At 70.6% G+C, this 16,833-nt stretch carries 14 protein-coding genes and 1 pseudogene; 8 read left to right on the top strand and 7 right to left on the bottom strand.

The window, feature by feature from the left end; genetic code table 11:
• Window positions 1-27 precede the first annotated feature (27 nt).
• Window positions 28-612 carry a GNAT family N-acetyltransferase gene (locus B1H19_RS08760; protein WP_083104053.1) on the bottom strand — a complete coding sequence of 195 codons (585 nt, stop codon included), beginning with the start codon at window positions 610-612 and terminating at the stop codon, window positions 28-30.
• Between the two features lie 74 nt (window positions 613-686).
• Here B1H19_RS08760 and B1H19_RS08765 point away from each other — a divergent pair, with 74 nt between their 5' ends.
• Entirely contained in the window at window positions 687-1,073 is a 387-nt protein-coding gene (locus tag B1H19_RS08765) for a VOC family protein (protein WP_083104054.1), read from the top strand.
• A 323-nt stretch (window positions 1,074-1,396) separates the two neighbouring features.
• Here B1H19_RS08765 and B1H19_RS08770 read toward each other — a convergent pair whose 3' ends face one another.
• Together B1H19_RS08770 and B1H19_RS40310 are read right to left on the bottom strand one after the other, a co-directional pair.
• Window positions 1,397-5,008, bottom strand: a complete 3,612-nt coding sequence (locus tag B1H19_RS08770) for an NACHT domain-containing protein (RefSeq protein WP_159028033.1) — start codon at window positions 5,006-5,008, stop codon at window positions 1,397-1,399.
• Between the two features lie 204 nt (window positions 5,009-5,212).
• Window positions 5,213-5,341, bottom strand: a complete 129-nt coding sequence (locus B1H19_RS40310; RefSeq protein ID WP_257789439.1) for a hypothetical protein — start codon at window positions 5,339-5,341, stop codon at window positions 5,213-5,215.
• Between the two features lie 101 nt (window positions 5,342-5,442).
• Between B1H19_RS40310 and B1H19_RS08775 the strand changes: the two genes are divergently transcribed.
• The 4 genes and pseudogenes from B1H19_RS08775 (at window position 5,443) to B1H19_RS08790 (ending at window position 8,690) form a co-directional block, all read left to right on the top strand.
• Complete coding sequence (locus B1H19_RS08775) at window positions 5,443-6,069, top strand: DUF5134 domain-containing protein (protein ID WP_083104056.1); 627 nt, start codon at window positions 5,443-5,445, stop codon at window positions 6,067-6,069.
• A gap of 80 nt (window positions 6,070-6,149) precedes the next feature.
• A complete protein-coding gene (locus B1H19_RS08780) occupies window positions 6,150-7,085 on the top strand; it encodes a M56 family metallopeptidase (protein WP_083104057.1) in 936 nt (311 codons plus the stop codon).
• 336 nt (window positions 7,086-7,421) lie between these two features.
• A pseudogene (locus tag B1H19_RS39700) lies at window positions 7,422-7,811 on the top strand (phosphatase PAP2 family protein); the annotation flags it as partial.
• A gap of 111 nt (window positions 7,812-7,922) precedes the next feature.
• The gene (locus B1H19_RS08790) at window positions 7,923-8,690 is read left to right on the top strand and encodes an HAD family hydrolase (RefSeq protein ID WP_083109503.1); all 768 of its coding nucleotides are present in this window, start codon (window positions 7,923-7,925) and stop codon (window positions 8,688-8,690) included.
• 542 nt (window positions 8,691-9,232) lie between these two features.
• Here B1H19_RS08790 and B1H19_RS08795 read toward each other — a convergent pair.
• Entirely contained in the window at window positions 9,233-9,802 is a 570-nt protein-coding gene (locus tag B1H19_RS08795) for a PadR family transcriptional regulator (protein ID WP_083104058.1), read from the bottom strand.
• A gap of 127 nt (window positions 9,803-9,929) precedes the next feature.
• Between B1H19_RS08795 and B1H19_RS08800 the strand changes: the two genes are divergently transcribed.
• From B1H19_RS08800 to B1H19_RS08810, 3 genes are all read left to right on the top strand, one after another.
• Entirely contained in the window at window positions 9,930-10,412 is a 483-nt protein-coding gene (locus B1H19_RS08800) for a nuclear transport factor 2 family protein (RefSeq protein ID WP_083104059.1), read from the top strand.
• A 99-nt stretch (window positions 10,413-10,511) separates the two neighbouring features.
• Window positions 10,512-10,898 carry a DUF7144 family membrane protein gene (locus B1H19_RS08805; RefSeq protein ID WP_083104060.1) on the top strand — a complete coding sequence of 129 codons (387 nt, stop codon included), beginning with the start codon at window positions 10,512-10,514 and terminating at the stop codon, window positions 10,896-10,898.
• A 20-nt stretch (window positions 10,899-10,918) separates the two neighbouring features.
• Window positions 10,919-12,340: a DUF2252 domain-containing protein gene (locus tag B1H19_RS08810; RefSeq protein WP_083104061.1), complete on the top strand. Its 1,422-nt coding sequence runs from the start codon at window positions 10,919-10,921 to the stop codon at window positions 12,338-12,340.
• 104 nt (window positions 12,341-12,444) lie between these two features.
• Here B1H19_RS08810 and B1H19_RS08815 read toward each other — a convergent pair whose 3' ends face one another.
• The 3 genes from B1H19_RS08815 to B1H19_RS08825 all read right to left on the bottom strand — a co-directional run bounded on the left by B1H19_RS08815 (window position 12,445) and on the right by B1H19_RS08825 (window position 16,817).
• Window positions 12,445-15,033, bottom strand: a complete 2,589-nt coding sequence (locus B1H19_RS08815) for an MFS transporter (protein ID WP_083104062.1) — start codon at window positions 15,031-15,033, stop codon at window positions 12,445-12,447.
• Window positions 15,030-15,575 (bottom strand): MarR family winged helix-turn-helix transcriptional regulator, encoded by a 546-nt coding sequence (locus B1H19_RS08820; protein ID WP_083104063.1) that lies wholly within the window; start codon window positions 15,573-15,575, stop codon window positions 15,030-15,032. The genes B1H19_RS08815 and B1H19_RS08820 overlap by 4 nt, the downstream gene beginning before the upstream one ends.
• 147 nt (window positions 15,576-15,722) lie before the next feature.
• Window positions 15,723-16,817 carry a cation diffusion facilitator family transporter gene (locus B1H19_RS08825; protein ID WP_237289231.1) on the bottom strand — a complete coding sequence of 365 codons (1,095 nt, stop codon included), beginning with the start codon at window positions 16,815-16,817 and terminating at the stop codon, window positions 15,723-15,725.
• Window positions 16,818-16,833 lie beyond the last annotated feature (16 nt).

Here is a 16,833-nt window from a genome sequence, read left to right on the forward strand (position 1 = left end):
GCGAGTACCCCCGGGCGGGCGCCTCCGTCAGCCGAGTTCCTTGACCAGCAGCTCGAATTCCAGGTCGGCGCGCTGCGGGATGCCGAACCGCTCGTCGCCGTACGGGAACGGGCTCAGCTCGCCGGTACGGCGGTAGCCGCGGCGCTCGTACCAGGCGATCAGCTCCTCGCGCTGGCGGATCACCGTCATCCGCATCTCGCGGGCGCCCCAGGTGGTCCGGGCGGTCCGCTCCGCCTCGGCGATGATCGTCTTGCCGAGGCCGCCGCCCTGGAGCTCGGGGCGGACCGCGAACATCCCGAAATAGACGTGATCACCGCGGTGTTCGAGCTGGCAGCAGGCGATCATCTCGCCGTCCCGCTCGGCGACCAGCAGCTGACCGCCCTCGGCCCGCACCACGGACGCGACCCCGTCCGGGTCGGTGCGCTGGCCCTCCAGCAGATCCGCTTCCGTCGTCCAGCCGGCCCGGCTGGCATCGCCGCGGTAGGCCGACTCGACCAGCGCGACGAGCCCGGGTATGTCGGCGTCGACGGCGCGACGGAAGGTGAGCGGGGCGGCGGACTGCCGGGCGAGGGGCTCCGGGGCGGCGGCGGACTGCTGACTGGTCGGTGGCATGGGGGGAGGCTAACAAGCGCGGTGGCCGCCGTGTCAGGGCCCTTCGTCCCCTGCCTTCGCCTAGGGTCCGTGCCATGGTGCAGGTACTGAGCAGCAGGGTGCTGGTGCGGCCGTCCGACCCCGCCCGGTCACGGGCCTTCTACGGCGAGACGCTGGGCCTGGAGATCTACCGGGAGTTCGGCACGGGATCCGATCGCGGCACCGTGTACTTCCTCGGCGGCGGATTCCTGGAGGTCTCCGGCCGCTCCGCGGAACCGCCCACGGGCACGCTCCAGCTGTGGCTCCAGGTGGCGAACGCCACGGCGGCCCACGAGGAGCTGGTGACCCGCGGGGCGGAGGTACTGCGACCGCCGGTCCGGGAGCCGTGGGGGTTGATCGAGATGTGGCTGACGGACCCGGACGGGCACAAAGTTGTAATCGTGGAAATCCCAGCGGACCATCCACTCCGATACCGACCCTGACGGCAACGCAGGCCTGACGACGCGCTGATGGCCTTCGTGCGGGTCTGCGCGCGCTAAGGAAAGTAATCGACGGCTCCGGACACACGGGCAGTCCCGCGGTGCGGGACGCGATCCTGGAGACAATTGCGTGGTTCGGCAGGAGCGGACGGTGACCGGCTCCGCACGAGAGCGTCTCGCCGCCTACCTGAAACACGCCGGCGACACCGGCAGTCGACGGCAGACCGAAAAGCCCTGTTGACTTCCCACGCCCGCCATGCCCTTCGTGGGTTCGGCGGGTTCTCGCGCGCCGAGATCAGCGAAATTCCCGCCCGCCTGCCGCGGGCTCATGTCCGGGTGCGGTCCGCCTCGTCGGGATTCACGTCCCGCGCCCGCTGCCCCATCTGGTCCCAGAACCGGCGCATGCCGGCGACCGGCACCTTGTGCTGCCACGGAGCCTCCCGCCTGAACCGCAGGCCGAGCCATGTCCGGGGCCGCCACCGTCGCAGCAGATCGCGTTGCTGGAGGCAGAAGACCTCACTGAACTCCAGCCGCAGGTTCTCCACCTTTGCCGGATACGGGCACAGCCTCAGTCGGCACTCGTCCGTGCAGTTGGAGCCGGGTTGCAGAGTGCGCTCCACTCCCCGTACGGGGTCCAGCCTGCTGCGGTTCTTGATGACGCAGGACGGGACCTGCGTACGCTCGTGGGAACAGAAGTCCAGGATGCGGAACAGATCCCTCGGCCGGTATCCCCGCTCGCCGAGCACCACCAGCAGGAGCACATCGGCAAGCAGCTGCTGGGTCAGGGGGTCCATGGTGCTCCAGCCCGTGGACGGCGGGATCCACAGATTATGGGCACGCCGGTCCCCGGGAAGGCCGACCTCGGTGCCCACCCGGTCGGCCGTGGCGGCCTCATCGATCCACAGGAACCGTTCGGGGCGCCGGGTTTGCAGCGCACGAACCGCCAACTTTCCAGCCGCCTCGACCAGCGGGTGCTCCGTCCGCCGACCTCCCCTCAGAGTCAGCCACTCATCCACCTGACCCCGGGGATCCGCCCCGTGCCCACGGATGGGCCGGTCCTCGTTGACGTCATCGGGCAGGGCCCACAGGGTCAGGGCCTGCAGAAGCGTCAGACGGGTGTACCAGAACGTGCTGCGCTTCAGCATCTCCTCGGCATGCTTGACCAGCCACTCGCGGGCCTGCCTGTCGGATTGCGGGCCAGGCCGGCGGTTGGCGGCGAACTTGAATCCCTGAGCCAGCGTCACGCCCAGGCCGATGTCGGTGCCCGGGACCGCGGCACCGGGCGAGAAGCCGGATTCTCCGGTCGCGATGTCCACCCAGTTCTCCAAGTCGTCACGTGGAGAGTCGAGATGACGGGTCATCTTGGTGGAGTCGACGAGCATGGGGAGCACCCAAGCCCGCATCGTGTCGTGGTTCCACCTCCACTTCTCCCACCGGGCCTCCTGCTCAGCTTCCTTCCACTCTTCCCGCATCCGGTCTCTCATGCGCTCCCGCCGCCTCGCGCGGTGCACCCTCTCCCCCTGATTCCCGTCCTCCGCCTTTGCCAGCGGCGGCACACATGCACGCCGCCGACCGCCTTCAAAGTCACACACGTTGAGTTCAGGCTTGAGGAGACGGTCATGCACAGCCATGTACGCCTGCTCGCCGCCTGTTCCTATCTCGTGCGCTATTCCGGCGCGCACTTGGTAGTCGAATTCACGGCAGCCAATTTCAAACAATTGCCCGTATGCCGGATTACATTTCCGGTCGGCAGCCACTCGGCGTGCCGCCGCACCGCACTGCTTCACCAGCGTGAGTTTCGCCTCGCGAAGTCTCACGGGGTCCTCACCCCGGCCCAGGCAACTCCAATTCTTCTTGATCATTTCAAGAATACAGTCCTGCTCCGGGGCTGCTGCGACGCTGTCGATTTCCACGGCAGCGCCGAACATCTCAAGTGCTCTCTGGCGCGGACTGCCACGATCGTCAAGGGCCGCGCCCCTACCGGCCTGCCAAAGACCCCGCATATCCTTCCCGCGCTCCGCTTCCTTCAGCAGTTCCAGGGCTCGCTTTCTCAGCAGCCTGCATATGACGAAGTCCGTGCATGCTTCGGGCTCCGGGTCGCCACATCCACCGCCTTCGCAACGTCCTTTCAGCGAGCGGGAGTGGAGCGTGAGGGCTATAAGGAGTTCCCGCCCGCCCTTTCTCAGCACTCTTGTGAGCTGGTCTTCGTCCTCGCGCTCGCGGATCCTCGGCAGGAGGCGGGATCCGAGATAGGCCTGCATGATGCTGTGCTGGAAGTGGACCGCCTCCCCGTCCTCATCGACCAGTCCCATACGCCTGCCCCACGTCGCAGCCAGCCGGACATCGATCCGGGGGCCCTCCACAGCGATTGACCAGCCCTGCTGAGCACCGCCGCCCTCCGTACCCCGACCGGACTTCTGCGCACCGTGCACCCACCGCAACCCGTGCACATGGCGGTCAAGTGTCATGGCAACGCGTTCGTTCCATCCGTCATCGGCGCACAGCGGCTCGCTGTCGCTCCCGGGCCTGGTGCTCCGGTCCCTGCATACGGACGGATCGAGCTCCCAGAGCCCGACATCGCCATGGTCATCAGCCAGCCCGATGCACGCCAGCGCGGAGATGTACTCCACCACCGCCTGCCTGGTGTCACGGCCGATGGGCAGTTCGGGGTGGATCTCCCCGTCGACCAGCGCGTCGAGCCACCTCTCCAGGAGGTCCGCCCGCAGCGCCCAGCTGTCATGGAGTGCGACGTCGGCCCCGCCTTCGTCCTCCGTCCACAGCGGCTCCAACAAGTCCCTGCTGTGCAGATCCTTCGCGATTTGGAGGTAGAGCGGGGACTCGGACATCTTGGCGGCTTCAACGATCCGGTCGAGCAGCATCGGGTCAGCGCGCCAGCTGCCACTGCGGGCGATGTACTGCAAGGACGCTTCGTCGCTCAACGGCTCCAGCTGCGAGATCGCGGCCTGCATCGCGCGCAACGGATCGTGCGGCCTCGAGGCGATGACCAGCGGCAGCTCTTCGTCGTCCGCCTGCGCGATCGCCTCCCGGATGAGGATGTCGCGCTGACCGCTTACCTTGTCATCCTGGTTGAGCGCCTCTTCCAGGCCGTCCGCGAGGACGACGATCCGGTCCGAGTGCTGCCGAAGCCACTGCCAGACTCTGTCCGATTCCGCGGGTGACCGGACTGCCGGCTGCACGACGGCTTCAAAACGCTTCTTGGCCAGCTTGCAGAAGTCCAGCCCCTCTTGCGCGTCGCGCAGCCGCACGGGAATAGGGACGGCTCCCTGGGCGGCAAGTTTGCCGGCCAGATGGACCAGGACCGCCGTCTTGCCCGATCCGACCTTGCCGGTGATGACATGGGGGCGCCGGACATTCCTGTCACGTAGGTTGTTGATGATCGCGTTGCAGAGCTGATCACGCCCTACCACCTCGTCCATGAGGCTGCCCGCCGTCTGAACGAAACGGCCAGGCTCCTTCCTCGCCGGAAGTGTTGCGAACCGGCGCACCCGCCACAGCCTCCACACCACGAACAGCACGGTTGAGGCGGCCAGCAGGAGCACCGGCATCACCACCCCGGTGATCGCTCCGCATGAGGCGGCAACCTTGCTGGAGCACATGGAGGCGTCCGGGCTGAACCACTGATGACGCCAGTCGTGATGGATGACAACCAGCAAGCCGCCGGCCCCCCACGCTACGAGCGCCAGAGTCAGAACGCACAGGAACACGATCCCCACCGTGGTCCCGAACGGATTCCACCATCGTCTTGCATGAATCATTCCCCGGTGCAGCAGCCACCGTGTCCGCCAGCGCCAGAACACAGCAACGACCGGGCGCCGCACTCGCGCCCAGCCCTCCCTGAAGACGCCGCCCTCCGGCGAACCCATGACGATCTTGCCTGGGGACGGATGGACTCCATGAGCCATGAACACCAACTCCATACGCTCACCGGAAATGGCGCCTGCGGCCGGGGTTGGGTGGAAGGGAACGATCGGCATTCGAGCCGGTGCGCGGCCGGACTCCGATACTTCCGGGGCGGGATGATGAGGCGAGGTCCCCCCTCTTTCCACAGCTACCAGCCCACGCCCGACCTCGCCACCGGACAACCCAGAGGGTGACGCCCGCACACTCCGAGGCCGCCCGTGTCACCCCTGTCGCGCTGTGCCCGTCGCGACGTGCTCATCCAGCCGGTACGCCACCCCAGCACGCCGGACAAAGTGGGCCACCGGGCAGATCAACGCGATGCCGATAGCCAGGAAGATCAGGAACAGCACGATCCCGTGATACGCGTGCGCTCCCCCGTTGCGCCGGTGCGCTCCCGTACGCCCGGCGGGATCCGGGCAACCTGCGGGCGGAGTGATGGGGGAGGTGTGCCGTGCACGGATCGGCGTTCGTCGGCTGGCTGCTGGTGGTGTTGTGTGGCGCGGCGGGGGCGTACTGCCTGTTGCGGATGCGTACGGGGAGCGCCGCGCAGCGTGCGGAGCTGCGGGGCGAGGGGCTGATGGGGCTGGGGATGGCCGTGATGGCGCTGCCCGCGTCGGCCTTTGCGCCGCCGTCGTGGTCGTCGTGGCTGTTCGTGGCGGGCTTCGGGGCCATGGGGGTATGGGCGCTGATGAGGCGTCATCTTCATCATGCGGTGGATGCGGTGGCGATGGTGTACATGGCGCTGGCGATGGTGCTGGGGCATGACGGGTCGATGAGTACGGGGATGGGGGTGGGTTCTGAGGGGGCGATGGGTTCCGGTGGGCCCGTGAGTGCCACGATGCCCATGGGTTCCGTTGAGGCTATGAGCCATGGGACGCCCGGTGGGATGCCGTTGCTGACGGGGCTGTTGCTCGCGTACTACATCGTCTTCGTCCTCGCCGCTGGGGTCCGTCTCGTCCCGCCGGCCGTGGTGAGCGGCGGTCCGGTGGGAGCGGTGGCGTGCGTGCGGCCCCCGGTGGTGGCGGCCTGCCGGGTGGCGATGGGGCTGGCCATGGTCGCCATGCTGCTGACGATGTGACCCGGGCGCACGAAAGTGGCGTGTGTCACATAGGTCGCGCGGGCGTACCCACTGGTAGCGGCCGCTCATAGGCTGGCGCCATGATGGTCACCCTCGCGCTGATGGTTCTCGGCGTGCTGGCCGCGGCGACGGCGCCGCGGCTGATGGCCCGTTCCGACTGGCCCGACCGCGAGCCGGTGCTCGCCCTGTGGGTGTGGCAGTGCGTGGTGGCCGGGGTCCTGCTGTGCTGTGCGCTCGCGATGTCGCTGAGCGCGGCCGCCGCCTGGGAGTCCGTCCGCGTCCCGGTCTTCGGCCTCGCCCCGAGGGTGGTCGTCGAGGCATACGCCCTCAAGCCGTACGGGCCCTGGGCCGGTGCGCTCGCCCTCTTCCTGGCGGGCGGTGGCGCCTGGACGGCCCTCGCCCTGACCCGCGAGGTGCGGGCCGCCCGCGCCCGTCGGCGTCGGCGGCGGGCCGATCTGCTGGACCGCGCCCCGCTGCTGCCCGGCGAGGAGCCCGCGGGCGAGCGTCTGGTCGTCCTGGAGAGCGACCGCCCGGGGGCCTGGTGGCTCCAGCAGCCTTCACCCCAACTGGTCGTCACCACCTCGGCGTTGCGCCGCCTGAAGGACCGTCAGCTGGATGCGCTGATCGCGCATGAGCAGGGCCATGCCCGCGCCCGGCACGACCTCCTCCTCTACTGCGCCTCCGCGCTGGCCGCCGGTTTCCCGCAGGTGCCGGTCTTCGCCGCGTTCCGCGACCAGGTGCACCGGCTGGTCGAGCTGGCCGCCGACGACTCCGCCTCGCGCCGCTTCGGCCGGCTGACCATCGCCCTGGCGCTGGTCGAACTCAACGAGGACCGCGGGGTGTTCGGCCCCTGCCCGCCCCAGCTCGCGCAGGTTCCGCAGCGGGTGGACCGGCTGCTGACGCCGCCGCCCCGCTTCACCCCGGCCCGCCGGCTGCGGATGACGGCGTTCGCGGCGCTGGTCCCGGCCGTACCGCTGCTGGTGACGTTCATCCCCGGGCTCAGCGCGCTGCGGTAGGCCGGGCGTCGGCGCACCGCCGGAGCGAGCGGGATCCGGGGCTCGCCCCTGGCCCCGTTCGTACGCGAGGATCACCCCATGTCCCCCGTGACCCCCGTGCCCCCCAGGGCACCACGGCCCCGCCGCACCCCGGGCGCGCTTCCCTTCCCCCTCTTCCTCCCCGTCCCCTTCCTCCTCGCTTTCGCCCTCCTCACCACCCTGGTCGTCCTGCGCTGGAGCCCGCTGCTCTCCCTCGATCACTCCCTGGCCACCGCGCTCCATCATCTCGCCGTCCGCGAACCCGCCTGGACCCGGCTCAACCTGCTGCTGACCGACTGGGTGTGGGACCCCTGGACCATGCGCGCCCTGCTCGCGGTGGCGGTGTGCCTGCTGGTGCGGCGGGGGGCCTGGGTGCTCGGGGTGTGGGTGGCGGCGACCTCGCTCCTCGGTACGGCGCTCCAGCAGACGCTCAAGGCCGTGATCGACCGGGCGCGCCCCGTCTGGCCGGATCCGGTCGTTTCCGCGGACTACGCGGCGTATCCCTCGGGGCATGCGCTGTCGGTGACGGTGGCGGGCGGGCTCGTCCTGTGGCTGCTGCGGCTGCACGGGGCGCGCCGCGGTGTGCGGTGGGCGGCGCGGGTGCTGGTGGCCGTCTCGGTCCTCGGCGTCGGCTTCACCCGGGTGTATGTGGGCGTGCACTGGCTGTCGGACGTCGTCGGCGGCTGGCTGCTGGGCGGGGCGCTGGTGACCGGGGCGGCCGCGGCGTACCGGGGGTGCGCGGAGCGGGCGGGCGGTCGGCCGGTGCCCTCCGGCGGCCCCGGGTTGGCCGAAGGCCGTACGGCGGACAGGATGGCAGACATGACGACCATGACGACGTTCAAGGGTGTGCTCTTCGACTTCTCCGGAACGCTGCTGCGGATCGAGCCGGCCGAGTCCTGGCTGCGCGCCGCATTGGACGCGTCCGGCACCGCCATGGACGACGCCGGGATCGCCCGCACCGCGGCGGCCTTGGAGCGGGCGGGCGCGCTGCCCGGCGGGGCCTCCCCTGTCGAGATCCCCGCCGATCTGGCCGAGCTGTGGGAGAGCCGCGACCGCGAAGCCGCCCACCACCGCGCGGCGTACACCGGACTGGCCCGCCAAGTTCCGCTCCCCGCACCGGAGTTGTACGACGTCCTCTACGACCGCCACAAGACGCCGGAGGCATGGATCCCGTACCCCGATGCCGCCGAGGTGCTGGCGCGGCTGCACGGTGCCGGGCTCCGCATCGGCGTGCTGAGCAATATCGGCTGGGATCTGCGGCCGGTGCTGCGCGCCCACGGGCTGGACCGCTTTGTCGACCACTACGTCCTGTCCTACGAACACCGCGTCCAGAAGCCGGACCCGAAGATCTTCGCGCTCGCCTGCGAGGCGCTGGGGCTGCCGCCGGACGAGGTGCTGATGGTGGGCGACGACCGCCGGGCGGACGGCGGTGCCACGGCGCTGGGCTGCGGCTATCTGCCGGTGGACCATCTCCCGGCAGAGGAGCGGCCCGACGCACTGCGGACGGTGCTGGAACGGGTGGGGCTGACGGGTCCTGCGGGCCGGGCCCCGGACCCGGACACGTCCCGCAGTACCAGCTACTCCTGACGCTCGATCAGCTTCGGCCCCCGTCGGCGGTCGTCCCTACGGGCAGCAGGCGGGGACGTTTCGCCGTGCGGCCGTCGCCGGCCCTTTCTCCCCACGTTGTCGGCCGTCCCGCCGTGGGGGTTATTCGCCGTTGCGCCTGCGGCGGGCTGGGGTTGTTTGTCGGCCGCGGTGCCGCCCCTGCGGACTTCGTCCTCCGGTCCGGCCCCTCCCGACGGTGGGGGGAAAGGGGCCGGTGGGGGCGTGCCTCGTGTGTCGCGATCGACGAGCGGCACCCGACCGCCCAAGGGTCCCCCACTGGTTTTCTCCCACCCACAACGGGGAGGGGCCGGGCCGCAGGACGAAGTCCGGAGGCCCGGCCCCGCAGCCGAACAGCCCCGCGCAAGCGGCAACAGCCCGCCGCAGGCGCAACGGCGGGAAAGTCGAACCGTCGGCCCAGGCAAAGCGCAGCGGTGGTGTCGTCGCCGTCGCCGAGGCCCTCGGTCTGGCTGTCGCCCAGGGCGACATACCGCAGGTAGCGCGGGCGGCTCGGGTCGGTGCCGCTGTCAGTGCCGTGCATGGGCGCGCTGCCTCTCCCGCAGAACGGTGATCACGCTCTCACACCAGTCGCGGTTGCCCCGCTCGAAGGCGAGACCGCGCAGACAGGTCAGATACGGCCCGATGCGCTCGCCGTGCCGCAGGAAGTCCTCCTCGGTGCGCTCGCCCCGCATCCCGCGCAGCAGCTCGGCGAACAGATCGATCTTGGCCTGGGCGAAGGCGGTGCGCTCGGTGAGCTGCGCGATCAGCGTTTCGGTGTCGACATGGTCGGCGGCCTGGACCTTGACGACCAGGTCGTCGCGGATGAACGAGGGCTTGGCGGCGGCGGCCGTGAAACGGTCGAGTTCGGCCAGACCGGCGTCGGTGACCGTGAACAGGCGCTTGGTGGGCCGGGTGTCCTGGACCACTTCCCGGCCCGTGACCAGCCCGTCCTTCTCCAGCCGCGTCAGCTCCGCGTAGAGCTGCTGCGGCTGCGCATGCCAGAAGTTCGCCACCCCGAGATCGAAGACCTTGGTCAGCTGATAGCCGCTCAACTCCCCGTCGAGCAGGGCCGCCAGCACGGCGTGCCGCAATGCCACCTCGGATCGCCTCCTCTGGCCGTATGTACACCGCCATGATACTCATGAATCTGACTACTCACATTCATGAGTATTCGCAGTATCGAGACGGCAGGAAGGCCCTGCCCAGCACCCCAAAGGGGACGTCATGACCGCAGCAGAACGCTTCCGCGCCGCCGTCGAGAGCCGCGACCTCGCGGTCCTGGATGATCTGTTCACCGACGACATCCGCTTCTACAGCCCCGTGAAGTTCACCCCCTTCGAGGGCAAGCCGATGGTGCTGGGCCTGTTCGGGGTCCTGCTGCGCACCTTCGAGGACTTCCGCTATGTCGGCGACTTCACCGGCAGCTCGGAGACCAGCGCGGACGGCACCGTCGCCCCCTCGGCGGTCCTGCTGTTCCGGGCAACCGTCAACGGCAAGGAGATCCACGGCATCGATCTGCTGCACCTCGACGGAGACGGTGACGGGGACGGCGACGGCCATGGCGGCGGCCGGATCAAGGAGTTCACGGTCATGGTGCGCCCGCAGTCCGCCGTGCACGCGCTGAGCGAGGCGGTGCTGGCCGGGCTGGTCGCCGAGGGCCTGGTGCCGGCGCCGCCCGCCGGAGATGCGGGCCCGCGGCCCCTGTGAAACCGTGAAGGAACAGCGTGTCCGCCGACGGGCTCGGGTGTCGACGGCCAGACCTTTCCCGGCCTCCCCGGGTCCGTACGCCCCTGTGAGGAGCACGCCATGGCCTCTAGGAAACGTGTCAGCGGCTGGACGATACTCGCCGCGGTGCTGATGGTCTTCGGCGGTGTGATGGCGGTCCTCGAAGGCATCGTCGCCATCGCCCACGGCCATGTCTTCGTCGCGACCCGCGACTACGTCTTCTCGTTCAGCGTGGTGGGCTGGGGATGGATCCACCTCGTCCTGGGCATCGTCATCTTCTTCGCGGGCCTCGCGCTGTTCGGCGGCGCGGTGTGGGCGCGGGTGGTCGGCGTCATCCTGGCCGCGCTGTCCGCGCTCGGCAACTTCCTGTGGATTCCGCACGCCCCGTTCTGGGCCCTCGTGCTGCTCGGCCTCGACATCACCATCATCTGGGCGCTGTGCGCGGGTGACCGGCGCCGGGTGACCTAGGAGCGGTCCGGGACCCGACGATGGCGACGACGGCCGCGTCCGGCGATCCGACGGCACCAGGCGCCTCCCCGAGCGAGCGCGCGGCGGCCGGCAAGGCGCTGCGCGGGGAGGTCCCCCGCTCCCGGCAGGGCGAGTACACCCCGGCGGCGGACCGCGCCGACCCCGTCGACCTGCTGGAGGAGCAATCGGCCCGCCGGGTGCCGGAGTTGGTGCCGCTGCGCTACGGCCGGATGCTGGAGTCGCCCTTCCGCTTCTACCGGGGCGCCGCCGCCATCATGGCCGCCGATCTGGCCACCACCCCGTCCACCGGGCTCATCTCCCAGCTGTGCGGTGACGCCCATCTGCTGAACTTCGGGCTGCTGGCCTCCCCCGAGCGCCATCTGCTCTTCGACCTCAACGACTTCGACGAGACGCTGCCCGGCCCCTGGGAGTGGGACGTCAAGCGGCTCGCCACGAGCCTGGTGGTCGCCGGGCGCGAGAACGGCTTCGATGCGTCCGTCCGCTCCGGCATCGTGCGCAGCGCCGCCGCGTCGTACCGTGAACAGCTGCGCCGCTATGCGCGGATGCGCACCCTCGACGTCTGGTACGCGCGTGCCGATATGGAGGACGTACGGGTCGCGGAGGCCAACCGGCTGAGCGGTCTCGGCCGCAGACGGTTGAGCCAGGCCATGGACAAGGCCCGTTCGCGCGACACCCTTCAGGCGTTCCGCAAGCTGGTGCGGACGGACGGCGGCCGACCGCGCTTCGCCGCCGATCCGCCGCTGATCGTGCCGCTGCGGGAACTGCTGCCGGACGCCGAGGCCGACCGGACGGAGGAGCTGCTGCGCGGCCTGATCGAGTCGTACGCCGGCTGCCTGCGGTCGGACCACCGCCGTCTGCTGGAGCAGTACCGGGTGGTCGACATGGCCCGGAAGGTGGTCGGGGTGGGCAGCGTCGGCACCCGCTGCTGGATCCTGCTGCTGCTGGGGAAGGACGCCGATGATCCGCTGCTGCTCCAGGCGAAGGAGGCCGGCACCTCCGTCCTGGCCCGGCACACCGCCCCGAGCCGCTACGACAACCAGGGCGAGCGGGTCGTCACGGGGCAGCGGCTGATGCAGGCGGCCGGTGACATCTTCCTCGGCTGGGAGCGGTTCACCGGCTTCGACGGGGTCCAACGCGACTTCTACATACGGCAGTTGCGGGACTGGAAGGGCGTCATCGAAACGCAGCTCATGGTTCCGCGGGGGATGCGGCGGCTTGCCGCGCTGTGCGGGGCGACGCTGGCGCGGGCCCATGCGCGCAGCGGGGACCGGATCGCGATGGCCGGATATCTCGGCAACAGCGATGCCTTCGACGAGGCGCTGGTGCGCTTCGCGGAGTGTTACGCCGATCAGAACGAGCGCGACCACCAGGCGCTGGTGGATGCGGTCCGGGCGGGCCGGGTCACCGCCGAGCAGGGTTGACGCCGGGCGCGCCGCATCGCCGCCGACGAGCCGGGACCACGTACGAACGCCCGGCCGGGAACCCCGGCCGGGCGCTCGCTGCGAGGGTGCCGCTCCGGCGACCGTCAGATCACCGGATCGTGCCCCAGCTCGATGTCGAACTCGCCGCGCCCGGTGCCCTCCAGCCGCAGCGGCCGGGCGGCCGGCGGGTAGCCGCTGGCGATCACGGTGAACTCGCCGCCGTCGAGATCGGTGAAGACATACGCACCGTCGGGGCCGGTGGTGGCCGTGCCCACGACGTTGCCCGCCGGGTCGAGCAGGGTCACCCGGGCGTCGTGCACCGGGCCGCCGTCCGCCGTCCGCACCACACCGCGCACCCGTGCGCCGTGCGCCAGCCGGACCTCGTACCAGTTGCGGCTGCCGGGGACGACCTCCACCTGGAGGGCGGAGGGACGGTGGTGGTCGGCGCTGACGGCCAGCGTGTAGCTGCCCGGGACCAGTTCGCCGAAGCTGAAGCCGCCGTCCTGGCCGGCCAGGCCCGAGGCCACGACCTCGCCCCGGACGTCGGTGGCCACGACCAGCGCGCCGGGCACCGGCTCGTCGCCCTTCTCCTCGCGCACCTCGCCGGACAGCCCCGCCGAACCGCTGAGCGTCAGATCGAAATACACCGGCTCGGCCGCCACGACCAGGGTCGCCGCCTGCGGCTGCCGGGAGCCGGCGGAGCCGATCAGGACGTACGTCCCCGGGCCGGGCGCGGGCAGCTCATAGCCGCCGTCGGCCGCGCTAGAGGTCCGGCCGAGCTGCCGCCCGCCGACGTCGATCAGGGTGACCACGGCCTGCCCGACCGGGCTGCCGTTGCCGTCCCGTACGGATCCTCGGATGACGGGGCCGTCCGCCACGGATGCGGCGGCGGCCACCGGGAGCGCCTCCTCGGCCGGCTCCGGCACCGCGGCGCCCTCGGCCGCGCTCTCCGCGCCCGTCGCCTCCCCGGTGACGTCTCCGGCCGCCCCGGCCGCTTCCCCATTGGCCTCCGCATCCGCCTGCGCCCGCGCCTGGAGTCCGGACAGCTGCCGCAGCGGCACCTCCTTGACGAACAGCACCAGCAGGAAGGCCAGCGCGACCACGATCGCGCCCATCAGGAAGACGGTGTGCATCGACTCGGCGAAACCGCGCTTGAACGGCTCGGCCAGCCGCGGGTCGAGGTGCTGGATGAACGACGAATCGCTGAGCACCCCGGAAGAGTTCCCGCCGCCGTTGCCCTTGAGCATCTTCAGCACCGGCGCGTTGGCCGGGTCGTGCAGCACTGCGGGGTCGTGCAGCGCGGCCTGGAAGCGGTGGGTCCCGGCGGCCGACCGGAACGCCGAGGCGATCTTGTCGCCGACCGTGCTGAACAGCACCGACAGGAAGATCGCGGTACCGGCGGTGGCGCCCATCTGCCGGAAGAAGGTGGACGAGGCGGTCGCCACGCCCATGTCCTTCGGCGGCACCGCGTTCTGCACCGCCAGCACCAGGGTCTGCATACAGCCGCCCAGGCCGAGGCCGAAGACGAGCATGTAGACCATGGTCTGCCACAGCGGGGTGTCCCACTGGACGCGGAAGTGGAACAGCAGCATCGCCGCGACCATCAGCGCGGTGCCGATGATCGGGAAGATCTTGTAGCGGCCGGTCTTGGCGGTGATCTGGCCGGACGCGATGGAGGCGATGAACATGCCCGCCATCAGCGGCAGCATCTCCAGGCCCGACCTGGTGGGGCTGGCGCCCTTCACGATCTGGAGGTACTGCGGGATCATCAGCATCCCGCCGAACATCCCCATACCGATCAGCACGGAGAGCAGGCTGGTCATGCTGAAGGTGCCGTTGCGGAACAGCCGCATCGGGATCAGCGCGTCGTCGCCGATCCACCGCTCCACGAGGATCCAGGCGATGATGCCGACGGCGCCGACCCCGTAGCAGACCAGCGATCTCGTCGAGCCCCAGCCCCATTCGCGGCCCTGCTCGGCGACGAGCAGCAGCGGTACGACGCCGATGGCGATGGTGAGCGCGCCCCACCAGTCGATGCGGTGGTCGCGGCGGGTGTGCGGGATGTTGAGCACCTTGGCGACGACGAACAGCGCGATGATGCCGATCGGCACGTTGACCAGGAAGACCCAGCGCCAGCCGGTGATGCCCAGCAGCTGGTCCTGACCGGCCAGGGCGCCGCCGATGAGCGGTCCGGCGACGCTGGAGGTGGCGAAGGTGCCGAGCATGTAGCCCTGGTAGCGGGCGCGTTCGCGCGGCGGGACGATGTCACCGATGATCGCCAGCGCCAGCGACATCAGACCGCCGGCCCCCAGTCCCTGGACCGCCCGGAAGGCGGCCAGTTCGGTCATCGAGGTGGAGAAGGTGCACAGCACCGAGCCCACGACGAAAACGCTGATCGCGGTGAGGTAGTACGGCTTGCGGCCGTGCAGGTCGGACAGCTTGCCGTACAGCGGGGTGGCGATGGTCGAGGTGATCAGGTAGGCCGTGGTGGCCCACGCCTGCTGGCTCAGGCCGTGCAGATCGTCGGCGATGGTGCGGATCGAGGTGCTGACGATGGTCTGGTCGAGCGCGGCGAGGAACATCCCCAGCATCAGACCGCTGAGGATGGTGAGGATCTGCCGGTGACTCAGTCCCCCCGAGCCGGGTATCGCCGCGGGCTTGTCCGCCACGGGTGGCGAGGTGGAGGTGCTCATTCGTGTGTGTCTCCCTGATCCACGGCGTCGCCCTGGTCTCCCCCTGGGAGTTGCCGTGCGTGTTGTTCTGCCAAGTCCTCGTTGAGCCGGCCCAGGAGGCGGATCAGATCGGCCCGGTCCTGCGGTGGCCACGGCTCCAGCAGCGCGGCCAGTTCGGCGTCGCGCTGGCGCCGGTACTCCCCGAAGGCGGCCCGTCCCGCGTCGGTGGCGGTCAGCAGCGTCCCGCGGCGGTCCTCGGGATCCGGACGGCGGGCCACCAGGCCCCGCTCCACCAGGGAGCGCACCTGCCGGCTGACCGTAGAAAGGTCCAGGAAGGCATCCGCGGCCAGATCGGTCGCCCTCCGGTCCCCGCCGACCACCAGGCGGGCCAGCAGGACCCGGTCGGCCGCGCCGTTCTTGGCCCGCTGCTTCCACGCCGCGATCAGCCGCGAGAAGCGCACGATCTCCGTACCCAGCCCGGCGGCCGCCTCGTCCAGCCCCGAAGCGGCCGTGACCTGCGGGGTTTCGGCCGGATCACCGGGGCAGACCGTGTCGTTGCCCATCGTCATGTCCCCCGCTGTCTCTGCTCGATGGCACTGCCATCGGATAAACATATTGCTTGTACCTAGCAAGTCTACCCACGGCCCGGTGTGCGCTTGACCACCCCCTCCCCGGTCGCCCGGCTGTGGGGCCGGCTTTCAGCTGTCCCGTCACGCCGCGAGGTGATGGGCGAGGGCGGCGTGCGGGTCGGTGCCGTCGCTGGTGTGGTCGGTGTGCACGGTGGCGGCGGTCAGCCGGGGGACGGCATGGATCAGGGCGTGCTCGGCGGCGACCGCGAGCGCATGGGCCTGCACGACGGTCAGATGGGCGTCGACGACGATGTCCGCCTCGGCCCGCAGGGCATGACCGACCCAGCGCATACGGACCTGCCCGACACCGAGGACGCCGTCCACCTGGCGCAGCGCGTTTTCTGCGGTGTCGATGAGGCCGGGATCGACGGAGTCCATCAGGCGCCGGTAGACCTCGCGCGCCGCGTCGCGCAGGACCATCAGGATCGCGGCGGTGATCAGCAGCCCGATGACCGGGTCGGCCATGCGCAGGCCGAGCGCGGCGCCGCCCGCGCCGAGGAGGACGGCGAGGGAGGTGAAGCCGTCGGTGCGGGCGTGCAGACCGTCGGCGACCAGGGCGGCGGAGCCGATCCGGCGGCCGGTGCGGATGCGGTGGCGGGCCACCCATTCGTTGCCGACGAAGCCGACGACGGCGGCCGCCGCCACCGCCCACAGGTGCGTGACCTCGCGCGGGTGCAACAGCCGGTCGATCGCCTCGTAACCGGCCAGCGCCGAGGAGGCCGCGATGGTCAGGACGATCGCGATACCGGCCAGGTCCTCGGCCCGGCCGTAGCCGTAGGTGTAGCGACGGTTCGCCGAGCGCCGGCCCACGACGAAGGCGATGCCCAGCGGGACGGCGGTCAGGGCGTCCGCCGCGTTGTGGATCGTGTCGCCGAGCAGCGCCACCGACCCGGACAGCGCGACGACCGCCGCCTGGACGACGGTGGTCAGGCCCAGGATGCCGAGCGAGAGCCACAGCGTGCGCATGCCCTCGCGCGAGGTCTCCATCGCCGCGTCGACCTTGTCCATGGCGTCGTGGCTGTGCGGGGTGACCAGGTGCGCGAGCCGGTGCCGCAGGCGCGCCCAACGGCGCGGGGGGTGCGTGTGGGCGTGGCTCGCGCCGTGGTCGTGTCCGCGGCCGTGGTCGTGTCCGTGGCCGTGGCCGTGGCCGTGCAGAGGGGTGTGGTTGCCTGCCATACGTCCACCATGGCAC

It is taken from the genome of Streptomyces gilvosporeus, assembly GCF_002082195.1.
GTDB lineage: Bacteria > Actinomycetota > Actinomycetes > Streptomycetales > Streptomycetaceae > Streptomyces > Streptomyces gilvosporeus.